This window comes from Rhodococcoides navarretei (genome assembly GCF_038069675.1).
Classification (GTDB): domain Bacteria; phylum Actinomycetota; class Actinomycetes; order Mycobacteriales; family Mycobacteriaceae; genus Rhodococcoides; species Rhodococcoides navarretei.
In genome coordinates, this window is the sequence record NZ_JBBPCN010000001.1 from 3,671,519 (window position 1) to 3,695,712 (window position 24,194).

Genomic DNA, 24,194 nt, shown 5'->3' on the forward strand with positions numbered 1-24,194 from the left:
AATCCTTGACCCGATCGAGCGATTGTGTCAACCTTCCAGAGACCGAGCGAGTGTTCGGTCGGTACCGGACAGGGAGCATATCGTGGCCATCGATCTGACGTACGACCCCGACATCGAGAAGCTGATCGATCGGACGCGCACGTTCACTCGCGAGTACGTACTCCCCATCGAGGACCGGTTCCTGGGCAACATCGCCGACGCCGGCGGCGACGAGCTGCGCATCGAGATGCAGGCAGCCGCTCGAGATGCCGGCGTGTTCGCGCCGCATGCGCCGGTCCAGTACGGAGGCCACGGGCTCTCGATGAGCGACCGCGCGCCTGTGTTCGAGGAAGCCGGCTACTCATTGTTCGGTCCGATCGCCCTCAACCTCGGCGCGCCGGACGAGGGCAACGTCCACATGCTCGCTCACATCGCGTCTGCAGCGCAGAAGGAGCAGTTTCTCGCTCCCCTCGCCCGCGGTGACCAACGATCGGCCTTCGCGATGACCGAGCCGGCACCGGGTGCGGGCTCGGATCCCGCTGCCCTCACCACTGCCGCCGTCCGGGTCGACGGTGGTTGGAAGATCAACGGGCACAAGTGGTTCATCACCGGTGCCGACGGTGCGGGGTTCTTCATCATCATGGCTCGGACATCCGGCAAGCCCGGCGACCGAGGCGGTGCCACGATGTTCCTGGCACCCGCCGACACCGCGGGCATCGCCGTCGGCCGCCACATCGGCACTCTCGACAAAGCGATGATCGGTGGACATTGCGAGGTGTTCTTCGAGAACGTGTTCGTCCCCGACGAGAACGTCCTGGGCGCCGTCGACGAGGGCTTCGCCTACGCCCAGGTGCGCCTGGGGCCCGCCCGCATGACACACGTGATGCGCTGGCTCGGAGCCTCCAGACGGGCCCACGACATCGCCGTCGCGCAGGTGGCCCAGCGTGAAGGGTTCGGCGGAAAGCTCGGCGATCTCGGCATGGTGCAGAAGATGGTCGCGGACAACGAGATCGACATCGCAGCCACCCGGGCACTGCTGACCGTTGCCTGCTTCGAGTTGGATCGAGGCGGGCACGCGAGCAACGAGACGTCCATCGCCAAGACGTTCGCCGCCGAGGCCATCTTCCGAATCGTCGACCGCAGCATCCAGATGTGCGGGGGTCTCGGGGTTTCCGACGATCTTCCGTTGGCCAGGCTTTCGCGTGAGGTACGTCCGTTCCGCGTCTACGACGGCCCGTCCGAGGTGCACCGGTGGGCCATCGCCAAGCGAACGATCGGTGCAGCCAAGCGCGCAGCGCGGGAGGCACAGTCGTGAGCGAATTGCCGGGCATGAATCGTGATGCGCTGGAACGGTTCCTGCGAGAGAACGGGATCGAGGTCGACGGCACGTTGCTCGTCGAAATGATCAGCGGCGGGCGATCGAACCTCACCTACAAGGCGTACGACGACACCTCCACCTGGGTCGTCCGTCGACCTCCCACCAGTGGGCTCACGCCCTCCGCACACGACATGGCCCGCGAGTGGGCCGTCACCGACGCACTCGCATCCACCGATGTACCGGTCGCGCGGACCGTCGCATTCGACCGTGACGGTTCCGCACTGGGCGCGCCCATGACCGTCGTGGAGTTCGTTCCGGGGCGAGTCGTCCGCACGCGCGAGGACCTCGACGATCTGACGGATACACAGGTCGCGGGCAACGCCGCCGAGTTGGTCCGCGTACTCGCCGCACTTCATGCCGTCGATCCCGCGTCGGTGGGTCTCGAGAAGTTCGGCCGCCCCGACGGTTTCGTCACCCGTCAGGTCGCCACGTGGGCTCGGCAGTGGCAGACGGTGAAGACTCGTGAGCTACCCGACGTCGACCGACTGCACCGTGCGCTCGAAGCTGCGGTGCCCACCCGCTCGGCCGCGTCCATCGTGCACGGCGACTATCGCGTCGACAACACCATCCTCGACGCAGAGGATCCCAGTTCTGTTGCAGCGGTGGTGGACTGGGAGATGTCCACGCTCGGCGATCCGTTGACCGATGTGGCGCTGATGTGTGTGTACCGGCAACCCGTGTTCGACGCCGTTCTCGGTGCCGATGCCGCGTGGACGAGCGACCGGTATCCCTCGGCAGCGGATCTGGTGCAGCAGTACGCCGTTCGATCGGGACGCGACGTGGACAACTGGGGCTTCTACCTGGCGTTGGCCAATTTCAAGCTCGGGGTGATCGGCGAGGGCATCACCCATCGAGCACTGTCGGGCTCCGATACCGGTGCCGGAGCCCGCAATGCCGCCGACGCGACGCAGGAGTTCATCGCAGCCGGGCTCAGAGCGCTCTCGGGATCGGACGGGTGATGGTGCGTCAGGCAGGCTCCCGCATCACGCCGATGTGGCGCACGGTTCCGGAAAGCCCCGAGAGCTCCTTCGGTTCGGACCATCCGAGCAGGTCCGTACTGTCGGAGTAGAAGTACTTCTGGTTGGTATAGTCGTCGTAGTACAGCCGCCAGGTGCCGTCGGGCAACTGAACGACTGCAGGTCCTTCCTTCAAGGGGCCGAAGTCACGGAAGGTGGGGTCCAGAACGTACGGACCACCCAAAGACGGTGCGATCCAATGCTCGATGACCTTCTCGCTCTCGCCTTTCGTGAACGCATGGTAGAGCGCCCCTGCCTTCACCACCGTGGTATCGATGTGGTCGTTGATGATCCCCGTCAGCGGAACCGGCGGGCTCCATTGCGTCAGACCGGGATCGGTGGCCGTCATGAGGTACGGCACGAACCCTCCGCCGGTGGACAACGACACGATGATGCTCACGCGGTCGCCCTCGATGAACCACTCGGGTGCCCACGCCTTGGTGGTGAACGGCGACAGTGACGGAAGTTCCGAGGAGCCTGCCGAGCCGGTTCCTGGTCCAGTACCAGGCAGGAGTAGGCAGCAATATGGGATCGGAAGGTTCTGCACGAATGTCCAATTGACGCGATCGGCGCTGCGCGCAAACCCGATCTCGGCCCCGCCGCCGTTCGTGTAGGTCACGTAGTACATACCGTCCGCAGCTCTGAAGATACTCGCGTCACGGACCACCCCGGTTGGCGGTCGATAGGCCCCGCTCTGCACGGCGGTGAAGTCCGTGCCGTCGGTGGATTCGTAGACATCCATGTCACGGTCACTGTCGTTGCTGAACGCCACCATCGTGTACTGCCACGCGGAGGGTGCTGCGGCACCGGTTCCTGCAGCGGAGAACAACAGTCCGGCGACAGCGACGATCACCATGGGTACGGCGAGGAACTTACGACCGGTCGGTATCACCGAGACAGTATGTACGACCCATCAGCATCATGCGTCACTTCGACATCGGGACGAACCAATCGTTATTCGAGTCGTCACGGGTTCACGAGGTACTGACCCAGTGGCTTGGCCTGGTACATCTCGTGATCGGCATCGTCGAGTATGTCCAGCGCACTACGGGTGTCACCGCAGTCGACGGTGACACCGCCGATGCTCGCGGTCACCGTCAACACTCGTCCTGCGGTCTCGATGGGTGTCGTCAGTTCGGCGCGCAGGTCGTCGGCCTCGGTACCGACGCAACGGGAGACGACCGCCACGAACTCGTCACCGCCTATCCGGCCCACGAAGGCGTCGGCCGGGAGGGCTCGCGTCAGACGGTCTGCGACCACACCGAGAACTGCGTCGCCGACGGTATGTCCGTGCAAGTCGTTGATGGTCTTGAAGTTGTCGAGGTCGATGAACAACACGGCGATGGAGTCCTCGCGCGCGGGCCTTGCCAGTTCTTCGTCCAGGCGCGCCAGGATCAGCGGCCTGTTCGGCAGACCGGTCAGGTCGTCGTGCGTCGCCGCGTGTTCGAGCTGCATGCTCATCCGGTATGTCTCGGTGACGTCGACGAACGTCGCGACGATCGAGGGTTCCGGATCGCCCCCGTTCAACATGGTCGCCGTCAACGACAGCCAGAAGTTGCGGCCGTCCCGGCGGCGTTCGATTCCGATCACCGCTTGGCAGGGCTGTCCGGTTTTCCTGGTGATGGCAACAGGATGCTCGAGCGGGTGAATCGGCCCTTCGTCGGTGCCGTACACCCGGAACGGAAGCACCGACGCCTGACCCGCCGTCGCCACCCCGACCCGGATGTCGAGAATCGTCTTCGCTGCGAGGTTCGCCGACTCGATGCGTCCGGCGTGATCGAGCACGACCACGCCCGCCTCCAGCGATTCCACGACCGCTGTGAAGTGTTCCTCGGCTCTGCGTACCGCACTCTGGTCGGCGCAGACCAACACGTAGCCGTCGGGCATCTGGGCCGCCGACACCATCACCGCCAGCGTCGACCCGTCCGCGTGCCGATGCGACTCGTACTGCCGACCGCCGACAGCAAGGATCGCCGCCGGATCGCAGGGCACTCCCACCGCATACGAGACGTGGCGACCGAGTACATCCGCGGCCGGTCGTCCGTAGACCGACTCGGCAGCAGGATTCCAGGTCGACACCAAACCGTCGGGGGAAACCCCGACGATGGCATCGCTGACGTGCTGGACCAGTGCGGCTTGCTTCTGCAGCGCCTTCTGCGCCGCTTTGTGTTCGGTGAGGTCTCGCAGTATGACCTGGTACGCCGGCTCGCCGTTCCACACCGTGCGCACCGAGACCGCTTCCATCGTCAGCGTCGTCCCGTCCAGGGCCAGCACCGTCGCCTCCGATGCGGCGCTGGCGCTGCCGTGTGCGTCGAGGGCGGCGATCCGTTCGAGCATCGGGCCCACCGACTCGGCGGCGATGAACTCGGTGATCGGATGTCCGATGACGTCGGCGGCATCCTCGGCGCGCAGATACTGCATCCCGGCGGGGTTGAGATACACCAGAACGCCTCGTCGATGGACACCGATCGCGTCCGGTGAATGCTCGATCAGAACCCGGTAGCGGTCGGCAAGTCCTGGCGACGCGGAACGTGATTCAGGGTCGCCGACGCCTTCGCGCTCCCCTGGGGCCATGATCGGTCCTCACGTTCGTAGACAGACGGTCGACGCTCGATTGAACCACTTACGACCGTGCCGTTGGCGAGCTGTGTCCGTTTCAGTCCGTATGTCCGTTTGTCGACTGGACCTGATGACGGTTTGCGGGGCTAAATCGAGGCGCGAGCCGAATCCGGTCCGCATACCTCGACAAGAAACGGATTTCGACGATGAGCTCTCACGGCATCGACATCACCGGTATCGGCGCACTGTCCGGCTACGGCTGGGGTGCGTCCGCCCTGTGGGACGGCCTCGCAACGGGCAAGGCAGCGGCCGGCCTGCACCACGACCACACGCGACCGGGACAGAATCCGGTGTGGCTCGCGAAGGTCCCCGACGACGGGGACCGGAGCGACGGCACCAGCCGATTCGGACGGGCACTTCGCGCGGCCGCACGCGAGGCCGTCGACGACGCGATGGCGCGGGGCTGGCAGCCGGGTCGGCGGGTGGGTCTGATCCATGCCGTCGTCCTGGGTGAAGTGGACGAGTGGCGCAACTTCTATCTGCGCGACGGCGGAGAACGCCGTGTACGCGACTACCTGACACTGATGCCGTCCACTCCGGTGTCTCTGCTGATGCAGGAATACGGCTTTCACGGCCCGGCCATGAACGTCTCGGCGATGTGCGCGTCGGGCAATGCAGGTCTGCTCACCGCCAAGATGTGGCTCGATACCGGATTCGTCGACGACGTCGTGTTCGTGGCCACGGACCTGTCTCTCACTCCGGAGAACATCGACCACTTCGTGAAGCTCGGAGTCGGTGTGGTGGACGTGGAACCTCAGGAGGGCTGCCGACCGTTCCAGGAAGGCAGTCGTGGATTCGGAATGGGCGAAGCAGCAACTGCTTTCGTACTCACCAACCGTAGCGATGCTGCATACGCGCGGGTATTGGGCGGATCGATGACGCACGACGCGTTTCATGCAACCTCGATCGACCCTTCACTCACCCGGGTACGGGCCTGTTTCGAGGAGGCATTGGCCGACGCCGATGTCGTCCCCGAACAGGTGCGCTACCTCAACGCTCACGGCCCCGGCACCGCGCAATGCGATGCGGCGGAGACGGCGATGTTGGAGACGGTACTTCGGTCCAACGCGCAGGTGTACTCGGTGAAGCCGTTGACGGGACATTGCCAGGGGGCCGCGTCGGCAATCGAAACCGCGTCGGCGGTCATGGGATTCGAACGTGGACTCGTGCCTGCGGCCCCGCAGGTCTCGGATGGTCATCACCTACTGCTCGACGGATTCACCAGAGCAGAGCCAGGATTGACGGTGAAGTCGTCATTGGGAATGGGAGGACACAACTCGGTGGTGGTGTTGGCTCCTGCGTGACGTGCGTTTCTCACACCTCGGTGGCAGCACCGCAAATTCCGCATTCTTCGAATTCGACGCGCTTCCAGCGGGCGACGGGTAGGAAGAACAGCGTGAATTGCTGGTACTGCTTCATCCGCACCCACTGAGTGGTGTTGTGGCACCGCGGGCAGTTTCGCGTTGCGCCCGAGCCGACGTGTTTGCGCTTGCTGCCGAAACCGAAGAGTAGGAACATCACTCCAGCATAGGTGGCCCGACCGTTGCTGGGCTCGGTGCAGCACGGCCGCCCTCGCATACTTCGCAGCGAGGGCGGCCGTGGTCGCGGTGGTGTCAGCTCGCGATCATGCCGTGTGGATCGATGACGAATTTCTGCGCGACACCGCTGTCGAACTCGCGGTAACCCCGTGGCGCGTCGTCGAGCGAGATCACGGTTGCGTTGACCGCCTTCGCGATCGAAACCCGATCCGAGAGAATGGCATTCATCAGTTCACGGTGGTAGCTCATCACCGGGCACTGACCGGTGGCGAACGAGAGCGACTTCGCCCAACCGGTGCCCAGGCTGAGCGACAGAGCACCACGCTGGGCAGCTTCGTCGACACCGCCGGGATCTCCGGTGACATACAACCCGGGAATGCCGATGCCACCGCCCGCAGTGGTGATGTCCATCAGCGAGTTGAGCACCGTGGCCGGTGCCTCGCGGGACGAGTCTCCGCCGTGGCCGCGGGCCTCGAACCCCACGGCATCCACCGCGGCGTCGACCTCGGGAACACCGAGAATCTGTTCGATCTGATCCTGCGGCGCACCCTTGCCCACGTCGACGGTCTCGCAACCGAACGTGCGCGCCTGGGCCAACCTGTCGGCGTTCATGTCACCGACGATCACCACCGACGCTCCCAGCAATTGCGCGCCGACGGCGGCGGCGAGGCCGACCGGTCCCGCACCCGCGATGTACACCGTCGCACCAGGTTTGACACCAGCGGTCACCGCTCCGTGGAAGCCGGTGGGAAAGATGTCGGACAGCATCGTCAGGTCCAGAATCTTCTCCAGTGCCTGGTCACGATCGGGAAATCTCAGCAGATTGAAGTCCGCGTAGGGAGCCATGACGTACTCGGCCTGACCTCCGACCCAACCGCCCATGTCCACGTAGCCGAACGCCGAGCCCGGTCGATCGGGGTTGACGTTGAGACAGATGCCGGTCTTGCGTTCCTTGCAGTTTCGACACCGCCCGCACGCGATGTTGAACGGAACTGAGCAGATGTCTCCGACCTTCAGAAACTCGACATCCCGTCCGACCTCGACGATTTCGCCGGTGATCTCGTGGCCGAGCACCAGACCCTCGGGAGCGGTCGTACGCCCACGAACCATGTGCTGATCGCTGCCGCAGATGTTGGTCGAGACGACCTTCAGAATCACACCGTGCTCGCACTTACGACCGACGTTCGCCGGGTTCACTCCGGGACCGTCGGTCAATTCGAGGCCAGGAAAGGCGATGTCCTGAACCTCCACCTTGCCCGGTCCGGCGTACGTCACTGCGCGGTTGTCTGCCATGAGTTCTCCTCTTCGTCGAGTGAGCTGGGTGACCAGCGGGCCGGGATCATCGATCCGATCTGCGCCTGTGGCCCGCATCACACCAGTATGCACAGTTTTGCATATGCGCGTCTGCGCAGAACCAGGAATAAGCGCTACTTGACTCAGCACGATGTTAGCGCTCACACTGTGTTGCACACGTCACAGTGGGTGGCAACACGAAGGAGTTCTGCATGCCGGTTGACCGCTACACGGTAGGAGTCGACTTCGGCACCCTCTCCGGCCGGGCCGTCGTGGTCCGCGTGTCCGACGGTGCCGAAATAGCCTCTGCCGTGCATGAATACCGACACGCCGTGCTCGAGGAGACGCTGCCCGACGGCACGGTGCGTTTGCCCGACGCGTGGGCTCTGCAGGTGCCCGACGACTATCGCGACGTCCTGCGTCGTGCGGTTCCGGCCGCACTGGCCGCCGCAGGCATCGCACCCGAGCAGGTGGTCGGCATCGGTACCGACTTCACCGCATGCACCATGGTGCCCACCTACGCGGACGGCACCCCATTGAGCGAGGACCCTCGGTTCGTCGATCGACCACATGCGTACGTCAAACTGTGGAAGCACCATGCGGCGCAGGGCCAGGCAGACCGCATCAACGAACTGGCCGCCCGTCGCGGCGAGAGTTGGCTCCCCCGCTACGGCGGCTTGATCTCGTCGGAATGGGAATTTGCCAAGGCCTTGCAGATTCACGAGGAAGACGCAGAGATCTACCAGGCCATGGACAGATGGGTCGAGGCAGCCGACTGGATCGTCTGGCAGCTGTGTGGACGCTACGTGCGCAACGCCTGCACCGCCGGCTACAAGGGCATCTACCAGGACGGTCACTATCCCTCGGTGGACTTTCTCACCGAACTGGCACCGGGCTTCGGCTCGTTCGTCGCAGACAAGCTCGATCAGCCGTTGGGCGAGTTGGGTTCACGAGCAGGCTCCTTGACCGCCGAGGCCGCTGAGTGGACCGGGTTACCCGAGGGCATCCCCGTGGCGGTCGGCAACGTCGACGCGCATGTGACTGCACCCGCGGCGGGCGCTGTGGAACCAGGCCGGATGGTCGCCATCATGGGGACCTCGACGTGCCACGTCATGAGTTCGACGGTCTTGAAGGACGTTCCAGGTATGTGTGGGGTCGTCGACGGCGGCATCATCGCCGGATCCTTCGGCTACGAAGCGGGACAGAGCGGCGTCGGCGACATCTTCGGTTGGTTCACCCGCACCGGAGTTCCTGCGTCCTACAGCGAGGCGGCATCCGCGGCAGGTGAGTCGATACACGAGTATCTGACGCGACTGGCGGAGACGCAGCACGTGGGCGAACACGGCCTCGTCGCGCTCGACTGGCACAGCGGCAACAGGTCGATCCTGGTCGATCACGAGCTGTCCGGTCTGGTCATCGGCTCGACGCTCGCGACGCGGCCCGAGGACACCTACCGCGCTCTGCTGGAGGCGACGGCATTCGGCACCCGCGTCATCGTCGAGACGTTCCGCAACAGTGGCGTTCCCGTCGAGGAGTTCGTCGTGGCGGGAGGTCTGGCCCGCAACCCGCTGCTCATGCAGATCTACGCGGACGTCCTGCGAATGCCGTTGTCCGTCATCGCATCTGCACAGGGCCCGGCGCTGGGATCTGCCATCCATGCCGCGGTGGCCGCCGGCTGCTATACCGACGTGCCGGTCGCGTCGAAATCGATGGGCAAGGTCCGGCGCAATGCCTTCGTACCGGACGAGCCCCGATCGAAGACCTACGACTCGCTCTACGAGATCTACCTGGAACTGCACGACCGCTTCGGTCGGGACGTACCGACGATGCGCCGGCTGCGATCACTCCGGCGCGCTGCCCTGACCAGGAAGGTGGATGCGAAATGACGGTTGTCGAGGAAGTCCGCGAGGTCGTCGAAGAGATACGCAAGGATGTGTGCGCCTTGCACGCCGAGCTGGTGCGGTACGGCCTGGTGGTGTGGACGGCCGGCAACGTCTCGGCGCGGGTTCCCGGGCGGGACCTGCTGGTCATCAAGCCCAGTGGCGTCTCCTACGACGACCTCGCGCCCGGCAACATGGTGGTGTGCGATCTGTACGGCAAGGTGGTCGACGGTGACCATGCACCGTCCTCCGACACCGAGGCGCAAGCCTATGTCTACCGGCACCTCGAGCACGTCGGCGGTGTGGTGCACACACATTCGCCGTACGCCGTTGCGTGGGCGGCCCGCGGCGAACCCATTCCCGTGGTCACCACGATGTGCGCGGACGAGTTCGGCGGGGACATTCCGGTCGGTCCCTTCGCGACGATCGGCGACGACTCGATCGGCCGAGGGATAGTCGACACCCTCGCGGACAGTCGATCTCCGGCAGTGTTGATGCAGAACCACGGAGTGTTCGCAGTGGGACCCACCGCTCGATCGGCGGTGAAAGCGGCGGTCATGTGCGAGGACGTCGCGCGGTCGGTACATCTGTCCTACCAACTGGGACAACCACTTCGCATTCCGAACTCGAAGGTCGACGCACTGTACGACCGCTACCAGAACGTCTACGGCCAGCGCTGACCGGCGCACCACGTCTTTTCCACGGAAGGTACATCCTCCATGTCCGAAGTATGGTTTCTCACCGGCAGCCAAAGCCTGTACGGCCCCGAAACCCTCGAGCAGGTAGCCGTCCAGTCTCGCGAGATCGCCGACAAACTCGATGCGGCACTTCCGGTCTCGGTGGTCTGGAAGCCGGTTCTGCTCGACGCGTCGTCCATCCTGCGCTGCATGCGCGAGGCGAACGCCGCCGACGAATGCGTGGGTGTGGTGACGTGGATGCACACCTTCTCCCCCGCCAAGATGTGGATTGCCGGGCTCGACGCGTTGGACGTCCCGCTGCTGCATCTGCACACGCAGGCCGGAATGTCGTTGCCGTGGTCGACGATCGACATGGAGTTCATGAATCTCAACCAGGCCGCCCACGGCGACCGCGAGTTCGGACACGTCGAATCTCGGGTGGGTGTTCTGCGCACGATCGTGGCGGGCCACGTCGACAATCCCGCGGTTCTGGAGCGTGCGGAGCAGTGGGTGCGAGCGGCTCTCGGTCGCGCGGAGCTCAGGTCGCTGTGCCTGGCACGTTTCGGCGACAACATGCGTGATGTCGCGGTGACCGAGGGCGACAAGGTCGAAGCGCAATTGCGATTCGGAGTGTCCGTCAACACCTACGGGGTCAACGATCTCGTCGCGGTAGTGGACAGCGTGAGCGATTCGGCGGTGTCGGACCTCATCGACGAGTATCGGTCGTCGTACGACATCGCACCGAGTCTCGACAAGGGCGGTGACCGTCATGAATCCCTCCGCTACGGTGCCCGCGTCGAGGCCGGCCTACGGCAGTTCCTGACCGACGGTGGCTTCAATGCCTTCACCACGAACTTCGAGGATCTCGGTGGGCTTCGTCAGTTGCCGGGGCTTGCAGTGCAACGGCTGATGGCCGACGGGTACGGCTTCGGCGGCGAGGGCGACTGGAAGACCTCGATGTTGTTGCGCGCCATGAAGGTGATGGCCGAGGGTCTCGACGGTGGAACGTCGTTCATGGAGGACTACACCTACCACCTGGTCCCCGGGGAGGAGAAGATCCTCGGAGCACACATGCTGGAGGTGTGCCCGTCCATCACCACCTCGCGGCCCACCCTGGAGATCCATCCGCTGTCCATCGGCGGTCGCGAGGACCCGGTGCGACTGCGCTTCACGGCAGACCCCGGCCACGGCGTAGTCGTCGGACTGTCCGACGTAGGTGAGCGATTCCGGTTGACGGCCAACGTGATCGACGTGGTCGAGCCCAACGAGGCATTGCCGAAGCTGCCGGTGGCGTGTGCAGTGTGGGAGCCGCAGCCGTCACTCGCGGTGTCGGCCGAATCCTGGCTCACGGCCGGGGCACCCCACCACACGGTTCTGAGTACGGCCATCGGTCTGCCTGTGCTGGAGGCATTCTCGGACATGATCGGGGTCGAGTTGCTCGCTATCGATTCCGGCACCACGACACGAGGGTTCCAGCAGACACTGCGCTGGAACGCGGCGTACCACCGACTCGCGGCCAAGTTGTGAACTCTTGGCGTTCCGCTCACCCGTGCCGTTTTCGATATTCCTGCTCGGCTCCGGGGTGAAGGGGGATGCTGCCGGTCATGACGAGCGACCGCGCGTCGAGAAACTGGCTGCCGATCGCCTGACCGGGAACCAGCCCGGACGACCGATCGAGAAGCACACTCACCAGCGCAGCCACAACGCGGTCCGGCACTTGGGGATGCGCCAGCAGAATGTTCGGGATACCGACTGTGGTGACTTCCGGATGCTCGCCGTACACGTTCGCCGGGACCCGCACCGCCTCGTACGCGGTACCGAATTCGCGTCTCAAATCATCGACGACGGTGCCAAGATCGAGTAGCCGGATCCCGGTAGGGGGCTCGGCAAACGCCGGAGTCGGCAACCCGCCGGCCCACATCACGGCGTCGACTTCGTTGGTTGTCAGGGCATCTGCCGCCGAGCTCATCGACAGCTGAACCTGTTCGACAGCACCTGCTTCCGCCACACCCGCTGCCCGCAGGACTCGCTGCGATACTTCGGTGGCACCGGACCCCGGGGCACCGATGCTCACGTTTCGCCCTCGCAGATCCTCCATGGACTCGATAACCGAGTCCGCACGCACTGCCACTTGATAGTAGTTCTCGTAGACGCACCCGACCGCCGCCAGCTCTCTGCTCGGATGGCTGTAGGCGGCGTCCATGAGCGTCAGGGCCAGCTCGGCCTCCCGAGAACCCAACGCCTCGAGGTTGTCGACGGAGCCGGCCGTCGAGAGTGGAACGATCTCCGCTGCATCGGTTTCGGCGGCAGCGTCGGCGAGAAGTCCGGCGAACTCCCAGAAGAATCCACCGACCTCGCCCGCCGCGAGTCGCAGCTGCATCGGCGGGTCCGAGGCGCAGGCACCAACGACGGCAGCGCTCAGGCCAAACAGACCGGCCCGCAGCGCCGTTCTACGTGAGAAAGACGCTGCAGGCTCGGCCATGTCAGTCACTGTAAATCACCGAAACGCTCGACCCTGCTCTCGGTCGAGCACGGTCTCGGACTTGTTGCGCAGCACGAAGATGTACACCAGCAGCGAGATGGCGATCACGACCGTCACGTAGAGGATGAACCAACTCACGTGCCCGCCGTTCTTCGCGGCTTGATAGATCAGCGGTGCTGTGCCGCCGAAGGCCGAGTTGGCGAGCGCGTATCCCAAGCCGACGCCGAGTGCGCGGACGTGCGAGGGAAACAGCTCCGCTTTGACGATCGCATTGATCGAGGTGTAGCCGGTGAGGATGACGTAACCGACGCACACCAGAGCAAGCGACTGCACCACCGACGTCGCCGTCGGCAGGTACGTGATGAGTACGTAGGTGTACAGCACGCCACCGATGCCGAAGAACACGAGCAGCGGCTTGCGGCCCACCCTGTCACTGATCATTCCGCCGATGGGCTGCAGCAGCATGAGGAAGACCAGACCGGCGAGGTTGATCCAGGTACCGGTCATCCCCCGGTCCTCGTACGCGGTCTTGACCATCGAGGGTGCGTTGACGCTGTAGGTGTAGAAAGCAATGGTTCCACCGGCCGTCACCATGAAGCAGATCAGCAGCGCACGCCAGTGGTTGCCGACCAACTCCTTCAAAGAACCGGAGGATTGATCCGCACCGCTGCGAACGGCGTCGAGTTGATCCTTGGTCAAGGATTCGTCCATGCTGCGGCGCAGCCAGAAGACGACCACTGCTGCGACTCCACCGATGAAGAAAGCTATGCGCCAACCGAACTCCTCGATCTGTTCGCGCTCGAGGAACACCTGCATCAGCAACAGAGTCACCTGTGCCAGCACATGCCCACCGACCAGGGTGACGTACTGGAACGAGGAGAAGAATCCACGACGCTCACGGGTGGCGGCCTCGGACATGTAGGTAGCCGACGCTCCGTACTCACCACCGGTGGCGAAGCCCTGCACCAGACGGCACAGGATGAGGATGACGGCGGCCCACACGCCGATGCTCTCCCGCCCTGGGGTGAACGCGATGACCATCGAGCAGGCCGCCATCATCGAGACGCTGAATGTCAGCGCAGCCCTGCGCCCGTTACGGTCCGCGTAGCGGCCGAAGAACCACGACCCGACAGGTCGCATCAAGAACGTGACGGCAAAGATCCCGTACACGTAGATGGTGGAGTTCTTGTCGGCAGAGTCGAAGAATTGATTCTCGAAGTACGTCGCGAAGACGGTGTAGACGTACACGTCGTACCACTCGACCAAATTTCCGGACGACCCCCGCAACGTGTTGAAGACGGCACGGCGGGTGGCAGCACGAGAGGAAACGGGTGGACTCGGGAGCGTCGAACCGGTGATCGAGGTGGCCTCGTTGGCCATGTTTTGGTCCTTCCACATTCAGCGGGCAATTGGGCTGCCGGTCGACAATCGGCAACCGAAGCCTCCCTACTGTGACGGCAGGCACAGCCCGAGACCAAGCCGTTTCGGATTTCCTAACACTCCCTTAGGAAACGACCCGCGGGAGCCGCAGCTCGACCCTCAGTCCCACTGGTCGGCGCTCCATGACTCGAAGGGATCCGCCGTTTCGCTCGGTCAGGGCGTGGACGATCGACAGCCCCAGACCGGTGCCGTCGCCGTGCGCACTCGACGCTCGATAGAACCGATCGACGACCTTGTCGAGTTCGGCTGCTGGCACACCGGGTCCGTTGTCGGACAGCCACATCCTGACGTCCGCGCCACTGGTTCGGTAGCCGATCTCGATGGCAGAGCCGGAGCCGGCGTACTTGGTTGCATTGCTCAGCAGAGCGTCGAGAATTCGAATCAGGTCGTCCTCGGACATCGCAACTCGACTGTCCGTCTCGGCATTCGGCTCCGAGACATGAACGGTCATTCCGGCCACGACTATCGTGCTCGACCAGAATTCGACTCGATCTGCAACGACGGCACCGAGGTCACAACCCGGAGATCGAGCGCTCGCCGGTGTTTCGGCAGCTGCGAGAACGAGCAGGCCTTCCACCACCGAGCTCAGGCGATCCACCTCGAGTGTGGTCCGCAGGTGCGCCTCGGTTGCCGAATCCGGCACCCGCATGCCCAGAACATCCATCCGGATTCGCAACGCTGCCAGTGGGTTCCGAAGAGCATGGGCAGTGTCGGCCACCAATCGACGTTGCGCTGCGGTGGCGGCCTCGACGTCGTCGGCCATGGCCTCGAAGGCACTGGACAGCTCACGCACCTCCGGTGGCCCGACGTAGGGCACCGGCTCGAGTCGGTGCGATTCTTCGATCGATACCTGATCGTGGAACTTGTCGCCGAACGAGTGGACTCGGGAGGACAATGCGCCCAGCGGACGAACGACCCAGCGTGACAACGCAACAGCAATCGCCGCCACCGTCGCGAGAATCAGCATGGCACCGACAGCGATGACCACCCAGGCAATTGCGACGTCCCTGCGCGCAGAATCGGTGGATGCCGCGAGGACCACCGCGCCGTCCACTTGCGTTCCCCCACCGACCGGGGCGGCGATCAACACCGAGGAATCCGACCACGGCGTCAGGCTCGACGGTAGGTCGCCGCGCTGATTGCGCAACGCACCTGCCACCGCCTGCTGGACGTCGGCACGCTGCACGTCCAGGCCGGACGTCGCCCGCACCCCTCCGGTGCGATCGACGACGGCGACTCCCTCGTCGTAGAGACTGTTGTAGCGCTGCAACGATTCTCGGATACGAGCTACACCGGATTCGTCTTCTCGCGAGCTGAGTTCTGCAAAGAACGATGCTGCAGCGGCTCGATTCTCGCCGAATCGTTGGGCCCGTTCGCGGCCGACCAACAGCGCGAGGGGAACCGACAGAGCAAGCACGACGACGGTGGAGTAGATCATCAACACCAACAGGACTCGCCGCCGCACGTCAGGTATCCCAGCGGTAGCCGAAGCCGCGGATGGTGACGATCGCACCCGGGCGAGCGAGCTTGGAACGCAACGCCGTCATGTGCACGTCGAGCGTTCGTGAAATCGCGACATAGGCGTCACCCCAGATCGCGTCCATCAACTGTTCCCGGCTCACTGCTTCGCCGCGTCGCGTCACGAGATGCGCCAACAGGTCGAACTCTTTGGTGGTCAGTGCAACAGCGCGTCCGTCGACTTCGACGGCACGTCCGTCGACTTCGACGGCACGTCCGGAGAGATCGACGACGACGTCACCGAGTGTCAGCCTGTCTGCCATGGGTTCGCTCGCCGCGCTTCGACGATGCGCGGCCACCTCGAGTCTCGCGTGCAGTTCACCCAATCGAGCCGGCTTGACGACGTAGTCGTCGGCACCGCCGCGCAGGGCCCGTACCACCGAGCGCTCGTCGTCCCGCGCCGTCAGCACCACCACCGGAACCGAACTCAGCGTCCTGAGCTTTCGGAGAACTTCGAGACCATCCATGTCGGGTAGTCCGAGGTCGAGCAGCACGACGTCCATCTCGTGGTAGCCGAGTAGGGCGTCGGCACCGCGGCGCATGCGGACAGGCGTGTGGCCCACCTCGGTCAACGCGTCCACCAACGCCTCGCCGAGCCCATCGTCGTCTTCCACCACAGCTATGCGCATCGAACTCAAGATAGGCCACTGGGACGCGCGCGGACGTCAGTGTTCACAATCGGGCGTCATGTGCGGGATGCCGCCGGTGGGCGACGGTAGTGAACGCCCAGGTGCAGCCCGGGTGAGCACCCGGTTCGTCAGGCCGGCGCGCTCGCGCGAAGGCCGGGTGCCAGTGCGATATCGATAAGTTGCTCGAGCGTCAGTACGCCGTTGGCGTTCACATCGATTCGGGTGCCGTCGGTGGCCACTGCAACGACGCGAGTCGTGTCCGTGCCGTCCTGAATGTCGAGCACTGTTCCGTCTGCTTGCGTCGAGCGCTCGTCGACGACGCCCGCAAAGCACGGACCGGCAGGCTGGTCGGAAAGACCCACGGTGACTGCCAACGTGCCGGTCCGATCGGCGGCGGTAATGGTTCCGAACGCTGTGGCGTAGCCGTCGAACGACTGCCTCACTGCGACTGCGTCGAAGCCGAAGGTCGGTGCGAACGGCTCGGGTTCGACTACTGACCCGTCGGGTAGCGCCGCGATCAAGGCATCGGTCATTGCCTGCGATTTGGCCTCGAACCTCCACGGCACCTCGGAACTGTCGACGTCCCCCTCGCTGACGAATGCGAAGTTCACTCGCACCAAGTCCTCGGGCTGAATGACCTCCTCGCAACCTGGAATCGCGATCGGTTCGGGCTGCGGTTCGTGCAGCAGGCCGGCCACAACCGTGCCGGCAGCAACAATGCCTACGATCACCGCAACCGTCGACCACACCGAGCCCCGTGCACCTGTCGATTTCATACAGTCCTTGCCATCTCGGGGGTGTAGTTCTGTGCCCAGCGGGGCACACCCAGATAGTCCAACCTACGGCGACCCCTCGCCCCGACCTTGTGGAGGCTCCATGACGATGCCGACCGACGCAAGCGATGCAGTTCCGTCCGACGGCAGCAACGACGGCCCCCGAGAGCACACCGCCGAGACCGACGCGGTCGAGGGCGCGCACGTGGACGAGGAGAACGTGCCACACCCTCCGGAGAACGGAGACGTGCAGAACTGAAGCGCTGCTCGACGCCATGGTCGGTAGATGATCACGAACGTCGAGCACATTCGCCGGTTGGCCCAGTCGTCGCTTCGACGCTGGGCGACCGTCGAGTTCGAAGTCTCACTTCCTTGCCCGGATCGAGGGCCTCGTCCTTCGATCGCATGGATTCACAGATCCAAGCCCGGAGCCGTCGCGAGCTCGACGAGCGAATCAGCCTCGATTCCGTCTCCGAAACTGAACTGCACGAGCGTGTTCGACGGCCGGAGCACGCTCAACCACTCGCTCGGCTGCCCACCTATCGGAGTGTCGTCGGAACGACGGGTCACGACGGTGCCGTCGGGCAGAGTCAATCGGCTCACACCGGAGCTGTCCTGCGCGCCGGTATTGCGCTGCCCACTGGTGTCCCTGATCGATATCTCGATACTCAACTCCGTGGAACCGGTCTGTGTCGATACGTTCACTGTGTTGCACGCACTTCCGCTCCCGGACGACCCGAGAACCAGATCGCCGATGGGACGATCCGATTGCGTATCAGGAAACACGACTGCCCACTGGTCCGCCAGTGACGCACCGATGCGTTCGACCATATTTTTGGACAAAGGGAGCGTCGGGTTCTCTCGGTACGAGCCACAGTCACGAGGCGATGGCGGCGTTCCCTCGGGAACCTCTGCTGTGACGCGCAATTCGGGGTTCGAGACGATGCTTCGAACCTCGTCCACCTCCAGCGGGAGCAGCGAGTCGCTCCCTTCGTTCGACGTCCTCGCGTGTACGAGAGTGTCCGTGAAATACGCAACCGCAGTGCGGCGATGCGTCGCCCTTCCGTTGGAGTCCGACACCGCATCCAACGTGTCGACAACAGTGCCGTCGGGCAGGGTCGTTCGTTCGTCGACCCGCTCTTCGACGCACGGCGGAATCTCCCCGTCCCACTCTTCGACCGAAACTACGAGGGGCGCCAGCACATCTCCGCGACCGACGACGCCGGAGGCCGTACTGTCACCGCTGATGTCCTCGACCGTGACACCCTCCGCAATCTCGACGCCCTCGGGATAGATCTGCATCGGTTGAAACACCAAAGAATTCGACGGCGGAGCGAACTCCAATTCCACATCGGCGGGCAAGGATTCGATCAACGCAGTCGACAGTGCCGACGCCTTCGTTGCCGTAAGCCACGGGTAGTCAGGGTTATCGTACCGACCCCCGTAAGAACCGATCGAGAAAGAAAAGCCTTCCTCGGCAGGAAGAACGACGTCGCAGCCGGGTATGGGCCCGACGGAGGGCCGCTGATCTTCGAGGACTCCGGCAACCACGGTTCCGACGGACACGATAGCAACGACCACCGCGACGTCCATCCACACCCCACCGCGTCGCATATCGGTTCGCACACGTGGAGCTTAGCCTTCGGATAGGGACGCATCGGTCATCTGCGGCAGCCGAATCAACCAGTGGATGACAGCGGCACCACCGCTATCAAAATCCGCACGAGCGGCCAACATGAGTTCGACTTGCGAACAACGAATTCGCGGCAAACGCGCGCATCCGTCAGATTCGCGCGAGCTCGCCAACTATTTCGCGAGCATGCGGCGAACGCGCGCGCGTTTGCGGAGAACAGGGACGACCTCGGCAATCCGAACAGTCGAGTAGCGGCGCGGCCTTATCGAACGCCGATTTCTATGTTCGACGCAGCGGAATGATGTTGCGAACCCGCTCGTCCCGAAGGTACAGCGCTCCCCACGCTGCGATACCCACGTAGATCGCAAAGAACACGGTGCTCAGCAACGGCTTCTCGACGCGCCAGTTGGTCAATACCGCGCCGCCGAGATAGCCGGTGAGCACGATGGCACCCAGGATCGACGTCGCGGGAACGGCGTAGAGAACCAGGACGACCAGCATGACGATGCCGGTGATCGGTGCCATCTCGTCGCGCAGGCCGAGTTCGACCGATGCATCCTTCACCACCTGCAGGTTCAGAATATGGCTGATCGCGTCGAACAGGAGGAAGGCGATCACGAGGACCTGTAGAACGAGGCCGATCCGCTGGGCGATCTTTCCCGGTGCGGCAGTGCGAGTGGTGGTCATGGCTGTCTCCTCGGTAGCGGTCGATGTCACTTGTTGGACCCGCGCCAACCGCAGAAGTCACCGCACGCGCCCAGTCAGTAAGGTCTAAGGATGACTGTGCGAGCGGGTGTGGTGGTCACGGGAACCGAGGTTCTGGCCGGTCGGGTCACCGACCGGAACGGTCCGTGGGTGGCTCAACGACTTCTCGAGATGGGGGTCGACGTCGCCCACATCACCGTGTGCGGCGATCGGCCGGACGATCTGACTGCGCAGGTTCGGTTTCTGGCCGACCAACGCGTCGACTTGATCGTCACTACCGGGGGGTTGGGTCCGACCGCCGACGACCTCACCGTTCCGACCGTCGCCGCGCTGTACGGACGCGAATTGACGCTGGACGCCGAGCTCGAAGATCGGATCCACGCGATCGTGCAACGGTGGCGAAGCCGAATGAGTTCTGCAGCCGACTCCGAGCCCCTACGGGCCGGTATCCGAAAGCAGGCGATGGTTCCCCAAGGCGCGCAGTCCATTTCACCGACCGGAACCGCACCCGGGGTCGCGATACCGGCCGACGACTCCAGGTCACTGCCCGCCGTCCTCATCCTCCCCGGCCCGCCTCGCGAACTGCAGGCGATGTGGTCCGAGGCCCTCGACAGCGCACCCGTCGCCGCAGTTCTCGCCCGCCGCACGCAGATGCGTCAGGACACCATTCGCGGCTATCGACTGTCCGAGGCCGACCTCGCCGCAACCCTGCGCACGGCCGAAAGCGAGATCGCGGGATTCGGCGACCTCGAGATCACCACCTGCCTGAGTCGCGGCGAGCTCGAGATGGTGACCCGCTACGCCGAATCGGCGCGAACGGCATACACGGATCTCGAACGTCTCATCGACAAAGAACATGGCACACAGGTCTTTTCGACCGACGGTTCCACCATCGACGATATCGTCGCGAACCGCCTCTCCGGGCATCGCATCGCCACGGCGGAATCGTGCACCGGCGGGATGATCGCCGCACGCCTCACCGACCGCGCAGGATCGTCGGCGTACGTCATCGGCGCGGTGGTGTCCTACGCCAACGAGGCGAAGACGGGCTTGCTCGACGTCCCAGCCGAGGTCATCGATCGACACGGAGCCGTCAGCGAGCCGGTGGCCGCACTGATGGCCGAAGGCGCACTGAAGCGGCTGAACGTCGACATCGCGGTATCGACCAGCGGCGTCGCCGGACCGGGCGGCGGCACCGAGACCAAGCCGGTCGGGACCGTCTGCTTCGGTATCGCCGTCGCCGGCCACCCGACCGTCACTCGAACCCTTCATCTCCCCGGCGACCGGGCCAGTGTGCGTGCACTGTCCACCACCGCAGCCATGCATATGCTCGCCGACGCATTGGGGTCCGCACCCGGCGCAGTCGACGGATCCGACGCCTGAGGAAGCATTCAGCACAATGCCGTCTAGTTAGGTACGGCATTCCTTATATAGACTCCGTCGGTGCTCAGCGAGATGACCCACGTCGACCGCCCCGGTGTGCGCTTCGTGCGCGAACTCGGTCGCTTCGGCGACGAACCAGCTCTGATCACGGCCGACGAGACGCTCACCTACCGTGACCTCGACGAACGCGTCGAGCATCGGGCTTCGGAACTCGGGACGACGCGTCGTCTCGTGATGATCGCCGGTTCCAACGACGTCGACGTGATCGTCACGTATCTGGCGGCGTTGCGGGCCGGGCATCCGGTGCTGATGGCTCCGGGCGACAGTTCCGGCCACCTCGATGGCCTGATCGACGCCTACCGGCCCGATGTGGTGGTGCGCACCGTCGCCGGCCGCACTGTCATCGCGAAGGACAACCGACGACCCGAGCATCACCTGCACCCCGACCTCGCGTTGCTTCTCAGCACATCCGGCTCGACCGGTTCACCCAAACTCGTCCGACTCTCGCACCGAAACGTGCAGTCCAACGCCGAGTCGATCGCCGAGTATCTCGGCATCCGCGCCACCGACCGAGCAGTGACGACGCTGCCCGTGCACTACTGCTACGGACTGTCGGTCGTGCACAGCCACCTCCTACGCGGAGCCGCGTTGATTCTGACCGATTCTTCCGTCACCGATCCCGACTTCTGGACCCTCGTGCGGACCCAGCGCGGAACCACGTTCGCGGGCGTGCCGTACACCTTCGATCTGCTCGACCGGATGGGTTTCGACAAGCTTGATCTGCCGGAGCTGCGCTACATCACGCAGGCCGGTGGCAAGATGCCGCCGGATCGCGTCCGGAAATACGCCGAGCTCGGTCGACGTCGGGGATGGGATCTGTTCGTCATGTACGGGCAGACCGAGGCAACCGCCCGAATGGCTTATCTGCCATCCGATCTCGCCGCCACTCACCCGCACACCATCGGCCGTCCGATCCCCGGGGGATCCTTCCGCCTGGGAAGCGTCGACGACTCCCCAAGCGGGACAGGTGAACTCGTCTACTCTGGGCCGAATGTCATGCTCGGTTACGCCGAGGGTCCCGACGACCTTCGCCTCGGTGACACCCTCGGCGGCGAACTGCACACCGGCGATCTCGCGCGGCTCACGGACGACGGATTCTACGAGGTGGTGGGCCGCCGAAGTCGATTCGCGAAGATGTTCGGCCTGCGCATCGATCTGCAGCGCGTCGAGTCCGCGCTCGCTCAGCACGGGCTGACGGCGTGCTGCGCCGGGGGAACCGACGAGCTTGTCGTCGTCATGGAGAGCGGAGACATCGACGCAGTCCGCCGCACAGCCGCGCGGACCAGTGGCCTTCCCGTTGCAGCGGTACGGGTGTGTCTCGTCGACCAAGTGCCGCGAACACCCACCGGTAAACCCGATCTGCGAGCGGTTGCGGACATCGCTGCCCGGCACGATCTCGACCCGTCGGACACCGTCCCGACCACCGCCGATGTGAAGGCGCTGTTCGCCGAGATCCTGCACTGCTCACGGGTGGAGGATGACAGTACGTTCGTGAGCCTGGGCGGTGACTCGCTGTCGTACGTCCGTATGTCCCTGCGGCTGGAGGCCATGCTCGGCCATCTGCCCGAGAACTGGCACACCACACCGGTACAAGAATTCGATCGAGGTCCGCGCTCACGCCACGGTTGGCACCGAGTGGAGACCAACGTTCTGCTGCGCGCCCTCGCGATCGTTGCGATCGTCGGCTCGCACATTCACCTGTTCGCGGTGCTCGGCGGCGCTCACGTTCTTCTCGGGATAGCCGGCTACAACTTCGCCCGCTTTCACCTCGGGGCAGCAGACCGCACCGAACGGACGCGACGTGTGCTCCGAAGCGTTGCCCGGATAGCCGTCCCCAGCATGGTGTGGATCGGGTTGGTCATCGCCCTCACCGGGGACTATCGAATCACCAGTGCATTTCTGCTCAACGGGATCCTCGGCCCCGACGGGTGGTCCGCGGAATGGCGGTACTGGTTTGTCGAGGCGATCGTGTACATCGTTCTCGCCGCTGCTGCTCTGCTTTTCGTGCCGTTTCTCGATCGTGTCGAGCGCTGTCACCCGTTCTGGTTCCCGATGGGACTCGTGGGCCTCGGACTCGTCACCCGCTATGGGCTGATCGACATCGACGACAGTCCCAACCGCATCCTGACCGCGTCGGTCGTCTTCTGGCTGTTCGCAGTGGGTTGGGCAGCGGCGCAGGCGAACACGGTCCGGCAGCGACTGTGTGTGACGGCGGCCATCGTGGGTACGGTTCCCGGGTTCTTCTTCGGCGACACGCAACGAGAAGTCATCGTCACCATCGGTCTGTGCATGCTGGTATGGCTGTCGTCTATTGCGTTCCCCGCGTTGCTGAGCCGGGTGGCAGGAACGTTGGCGAGCGCCTCCCTCTTCATCTACCTGACCCACTTCCAGGTCTACCTGCCGCTGCGCGACGACCACCCGTGGTTGGCCTTCGTCTTGTCGATCGTCGTCGGGATTCTGTACTGGCAGGCCGTCGAATTCGCACTTTCTCTCCGCAGTCGAATCATGGCGCGATCGATGACAGTCCCTTCAGCCCCCGGCGTGCCGTCCGACTTGTCAGACTCCCGACCACCGGAGCACAATTTGCCACCATGGCATTGATCTCGAAGGGCTTCGTGGGCCGCCGTCGCGGCGACGACGGGCGCACTCCCCCCGGTCAGTATCTGACCAAGGATTTTCCCGTCCTCGCAATCGGACCCGCGCCCGTGGTCGCGACCGACACGTGGTCGTTCTCGGTCACCACCGAACGGGGCGAGACTCGCAGCTGGACCTGGGACGAATTCGCGGCACTGCCGCACGAAACCCCGACCGTCGACATCCACTGCGTCACCAAGTGGTCGAAGCTCGACACCACCTGGAAGGGCGTGAGCCTGGACGTTCTGCTCGACGGACTCGACACCGATGCCGGGTACGTCGTGGTGCACGGCTTCGACGGGTACACCACCAACCTTCCCCTCGAGGATCTCAGGGACGGGAAGGCCTGGCTGGTCACCGAGTTCGACGGCGCTCCCCTGACTCGCGAACACGGTGGTCCCGCACGGCTTCTCGTTCCGCATCTGTATTTCTGGAAATCGGCGAAGTGGATCTCACGTATCGAACTCACGCTGGAGAACGAACAGGGCTTCTGGGAGCGCGGCGGATACCACGATTACGGAGATCCGTGGCGCGAGCAGCGGTACCAGGGCGACTGA

General features: G+C 64.3%; 21 protein-coding genes. 10 read left to right on the forward strand and 11 right to left on the reverse strand.

The features are described from left to right. Positions 1 to 82: 82 nt before the first annotated feature. Complete coding sequence (locus AABD04_RS17170) at positions 83 to 1,294, forward strand: acyl-CoA dehydrogenase family protein (protein ID WP_243596341.1); 1,212 nt, start codon at positions 83 to 85, stop codon at positions 1,292 to 1,294. Then, on the forward strand, positions 1,291 to 2,316 hold the full coding sequence (locus AABD04_RS17175) for a phosphotransferase family protein (protein ID WP_243596340.1): 1,026 nt from the start codon (positions 1,291 to 1,293) through the stop codon (positions 2,314 to 2,316). The genes AABD04_RS17170 and AABD04_RS17175 overlap by 4 nt, the downstream gene beginning before the upstream one ends. A 7-nt stretch (positions 2,317 to 2,323) precedes the next feature. Here AABD04_RS17175 and AABD04_RS17180 read toward each other — a convergent pair whose 3' ends face one another. Together AABD04_RS17180 and AABD04_RS17185 are read right to left on the reverse strand one after the other, a co-directional pair. After that, positions 2,324 to 3,229 carry a glycoside hydrolase family protein gene (locus AABD04_RS17180; RefSeq protein ID WP_335742336.1) on the reverse strand — a complete coding sequence of 302 codons (906 nt, stop codon included), beginning with the start codon at positions 3,227 to 3,229 and terminating at the stop codon, positions 2,324 to 2,326. Positions 3,230 to 3,339: 110 nt separating this feature from the next. Beyond that, a complete protein-coding gene (locus tag AABD04_RS17185) occupies positions 3,340 to 4,947 on the reverse strand; it encodes a sensor domain-containing protein (RefSeq protein WP_341441916.1) in 1,608 nt (535 codons plus the stop codon). Between the two features lie 191 nt (positions 4,948 to 5,138). On the opposite strand from AABD04_RS17185, the gene AABD04_RS17190 reads away from it, so the two are divergent. Beyond that, positions 5,139 to 6,296 (forward strand): beta-ketoacyl synthase N-terminal-like domain-containing protein, encoded by a 1,158-nt coding sequence (locus tag AABD04_RS17190; protein WP_243608346.1) that lies wholly within the window; start codon positions 5,139 to 5,141, stop codon positions 6,294 to 6,296. A gap of 10 nt (positions 6,297 to 6,306) precedes the next feature. On the opposite strand, the gene AABD04_RS17195 is transcribed toward AABD04_RS17190, so the two are convergent. After that, positions 6,307 to 6,510 carry a zinc-ribbon domain-containing protein gene (locus tag AABD04_RS17195; RefSeq protein ID WP_243596337.1) on the reverse strand — a complete coding sequence of 68 codons (204 nt, stop codon included), beginning with the start codon at positions 6,508 to 6,510 and terminating at the stop codon, positions 6,307 to 6,309. A gap of 95 nt (positions 6,511 to 6,605) precedes the next feature. Next, positions 6,606 to 7,823 carry a formaldehyde dehydrogenase, glutathione-independent gene (fdhA, locus tag AABD04_RS17200; RefSeq protein WP_243596336.1) on the reverse strand — a complete coding sequence of 406 codons (1,218 nt, stop codon included), beginning with the start codon at positions 7,821 to 7,823 and terminating at the stop codon, positions 6,606 to 6,608. 212 nt (positions 7,824 to 8,035) lie between these two features. Between fdhA and araB the strand changes: the two genes are divergently transcribed. Genes araB through araA form a run of 3 tightly spaced genes read left to right on the forward strand, consistent with a single transcriptional unit; the run spans position 8,036 to position 11,907 of the window. Beyond that, complete coding sequence (gene araB, locus AABD04_RS17205) at positions 8,036 to 9,709, forward strand: ribulokinase (protein WP_341441917.1); 1,674 nt, start codon at positions 8,036 to 8,038, stop codon at positions 9,707 to 9,709. Beyond that, positions 9,706 to 10,383 carry an L-ribulose-5-phosphate 4-epimerase gene (locus AABD04_RS17210; RefSeq protein ID WP_341441918.1) on the forward strand — a complete coding sequence of 226 codons (678 nt, stop codon included), beginning with the start codon at positions 9,706 to 9,708 and terminating at the stop codon, positions 10,381 to 10,383. Before araB ends, AABD04_RS17210 begins: the two co-directional genes overlap by 4 nt. 39 nt (positions 10,384 to 10,422) lie before the next feature. Beyond that, the gene (araA, locus tag AABD04_RS17215) at positions 10,423 to 11,907 is read left to right on the forward strand and encodes an L-arabinose isomerase (protein ID WP_341441919.1); all 1,485 of its coding nucleotides are present in this window, start codon (positions 10,423 to 10,425) and stop codon (positions 11,905 to 11,907) included. 16 nt (positions 11,908 to 11,923) lie between these two features. On the opposite strand, the gene AABD04_RS17220 is transcribed toward araA, so the two are convergent. From AABD04_RS17220 to AABD04_RS17240, 5 genes are all read right to left on the reverse strand, one after another. Further along, a complete protein-coding gene (locus AABD04_RS17220) occupies positions 11,924 to 12,862 on the reverse strand; it encodes a TAXI family TRAP transporter solute-binding subunit (RefSeq protein ID WP_341441920.1) in 939 nt (312 codons plus the stop codon). Positions 12,863 to 12,877: 15 nt separating this feature from the next. After that, positions 12,878 to 14,242 carry an MFS transporter gene (locus AABD04_RS17225; protein ID WP_341441921.1) on the reverse strand — a complete coding sequence of 455 codons (1,365 nt, stop codon included), beginning with the start codon at positions 14,240 to 14,242 and terminating at the stop codon, positions 12,878 to 12,880. Positions 14,243 to 14,366: 124 nt separating this feature from the next. After that, positions 14,367 to 15,767 (reverse strand): sensor histidine kinase, encoded by a 1,401-nt coding sequence (locus tag AABD04_RS17230; protein WP_341441922.1) that lies wholly within the window; start codon positions 15,765 to 15,767, stop codon positions 14,367 to 14,369. A 1-nt stretch (position 15,768) separates the two neighbouring features. Further along, entirely contained in the window at positions 15,769 to 16,449 is a 681-nt protein-coding gene (locus tag AABD04_RS17235; RefSeq protein ID WP_341441923.1) for a response regulator transcription factor, read from the reverse strand. Between the two features lie 128 nt (positions 16,450 to 16,577). Next, complete coding sequence (locus AABD04_RS17240; RefSeq protein ID WP_341441924.1) at positions 16,578 to 17,225, reverse strand: hypothetical protein; 648 nt, start codon at positions 17,223 to 17,225, stop codon at positions 16,578 to 16,580. Positions 17,226 to 17,325: 100 nt separating this feature from the next. On the opposite strand from AABD04_RS17240, the gene AABD04_RS17245 reads away from it, so the two are divergent. After that, a complete protein-coding gene (locus AABD04_RS17245; protein WP_243596326.1) occupies positions 17,326 to 17,481 on the forward strand; it encodes a hypothetical protein in 156 nt (51 codons plus the stop codon). A 152-nt stretch (positions 17,482 to 17,633) separates the two neighbouring features. On the opposite strand, the gene AABD04_RS17250 is transcribed toward AABD04_RS17245, so the two are convergent. Together AABD04_RS17250 and AABD04_RS17255 are read right to left on the reverse strand one after the other, a co-directional pair. Beyond that, complete coding sequence (locus AABD04_RS17250) at positions 17,634 to 18,848, reverse strand: hypothetical protein (protein ID WP_341441925.1); 1,215 nt, start codon at positions 18,846 to 18,848, stop codon at positions 17,634 to 17,636. Positions 18,849 to 19,134: 286 nt separating this feature from the next. After that, positions 19,135 to 19,542, reverse strand: coding sequence for a DoxX family protein (locus tag AABD04_RS17255; protein ID WP_341441926.1), 408 nt, complete (start codon positions 19,540 to 19,542; stop codon positions 19,135 to 19,137). A gap of 90 nt (positions 19,543 to 19,632) precedes the next feature. Here AABD04_RS17255 and AABD04_RS17260 point away from each other — a divergent pair, with 90 nt between their 5' ends. From AABD04_RS17260 to AABD04_RS17270, 3 genes are all read left to right on the forward strand, one after another. Then, positions 19,633 to 20,943 carry a competence/damage-inducible protein A gene (locus AABD04_RS17260; protein ID WP_341441927.1) on the forward strand — a complete coding sequence of 437 codons (1,311 nt, stop codon included), beginning with the start codon at positions 19,633 to 19,635 and terminating at the stop codon, positions 20,941 to 20,943. Positions 20,944 to 21,015: 72 nt separating this feature from the next. After that, positions 21,016 to 23,604, forward strand: a complete 2,589-nt coding sequence (locus tag AABD04_RS17265) for an AMP-binding protein (RefSeq protein ID WP_341443090.1) — start codon at positions 21,016 to 21,018, stop codon at positions 23,602 to 23,604. After that, complete coding sequence (locus AABD04_RS17270) at positions 23,595 to 24,194, forward strand: sulfite oxidase-like oxidoreductase (protein WP_341441928.1); 600 nt, start codon at positions 23,595 to 23,597, stop codon at positions 24,192 to 24,194. The genes AABD04_RS17265 and AABD04_RS17270 overlap by 10 nt, the downstream gene beginning before the upstream one ends.

Coding starts and splice junctions, on each gene's coding strand:
- AABD04_RS17235 (WP_341441923.1), bottom strand. CDS start 16,449: ATGCGCATAGCTGTGGTGGAAGACGACGATGGGCTCGGCGAGGCGTTG.
- fdhA (WP_243596336.1), bottom strand. CDS start 7,823: ATGGCAGACAACCGCGCAGTGACGTACGCCGGACCGGGCAAGGTGGAG.
- AABD04_RS17220 (WP_341441920.1), bottom strand. CDS start 12,862: ATGGCCGAGCCTGCAGCGTCTTTCTCACGTAGAACGGCGCTGCGGGCC.
- araA (WP_341441919.1), top strand. CDS start 10,423: ATGTCCGAAGTATGGTTTCTCACCGGCAGCCAAAGCCTGTACGGCCCC.
- AABD04_RS17225 (WP_341441921.1), bottom strand. CDS start 14,242: ATGGCCAACGAGGCCACCTCGATCACCGGTTCGACGCTCCCGAGTCCA.
- AABD04_RS17245 (WP_243596326.1), top strand. CDS start 17,326: ATGACGATGCCGACCGACGCAAGCGATGCAGTTCCGTCCGACGGCAGC.
- AABD04_RS17270 (WP_341441928.1), top strand. CDS start 23,595: ATGGCATTGATCTCGAAGGGCTTCGTGGGCCGCCGTCGCGGCGACGAC.
- AABD04_RS17195 (WP_243596337.1), bottom strand. CDS start 6,510: ATGTTCCTACTCTTCGGTTTCGGCAGCAAGCGCAAACACGTCGGCTCG.
- AABD04_RS17240 (WP_341441924.1), bottom strand. CDS start 17,225: ATGAAATCGACAGGTGCACGGGGCTCGGTGTGGTCGACGGTTGCGGTG.
- AABD04_RS17260 (WP_341441927.1), top strand. CDS start 19,633: ATGACTGTGCGAGCGGGTGTGGTGGTCACGGGAACCGAGGTTCTGGCC.
- AABD04_RS17265 (WP_341443090.1), top strand. CDS start 21,016: ATGACCCACGTCGACCGCCCCGGTGTGCGCTTCGTGCGCGAACTCGGT.
- AABD04_RS17185 (WP_341441916.1), bottom strand. CDS start 4,947: ATGGCCCCAGGGGAGCGCGAAGGCGTCGGCGACCCTGAATCACGTTCC.
- AABD04_RS17210 (WP_341441918.1), top strand. CDS start 9,706: ATGACGGTTGTCGAGGAAGTCCGCGAGGTCGTCGAAGAGATACGCAAG.
- araB (WP_341441917.1), top strand. CDS start 8,036: ATGCCGGTTGACCGCTACACGGTAGGAGTCGACTTCGGCACCCTCTCC.
- AABD04_RS17180 (WP_335742336.1), bottom strand. CDS start 3,229: ATGGTGATCGTCGCTGTCGCCGGACTGTTGTTCTCCGCTGCAGGAACC.
- AABD04_RS17255 (WP_341441926.1), bottom strand. CDS start 19,542: ATGACCACCACTCGCACTGCCGCACCGGGAAAGATCGCCCAGCGGATC.
- AABD04_RS17190 (WP_243608346.1), top strand. CDS start 5,139: ATGAGCTCTCACGGCATCGACATCACCGGTATCGGCGCACTGTCCGGC.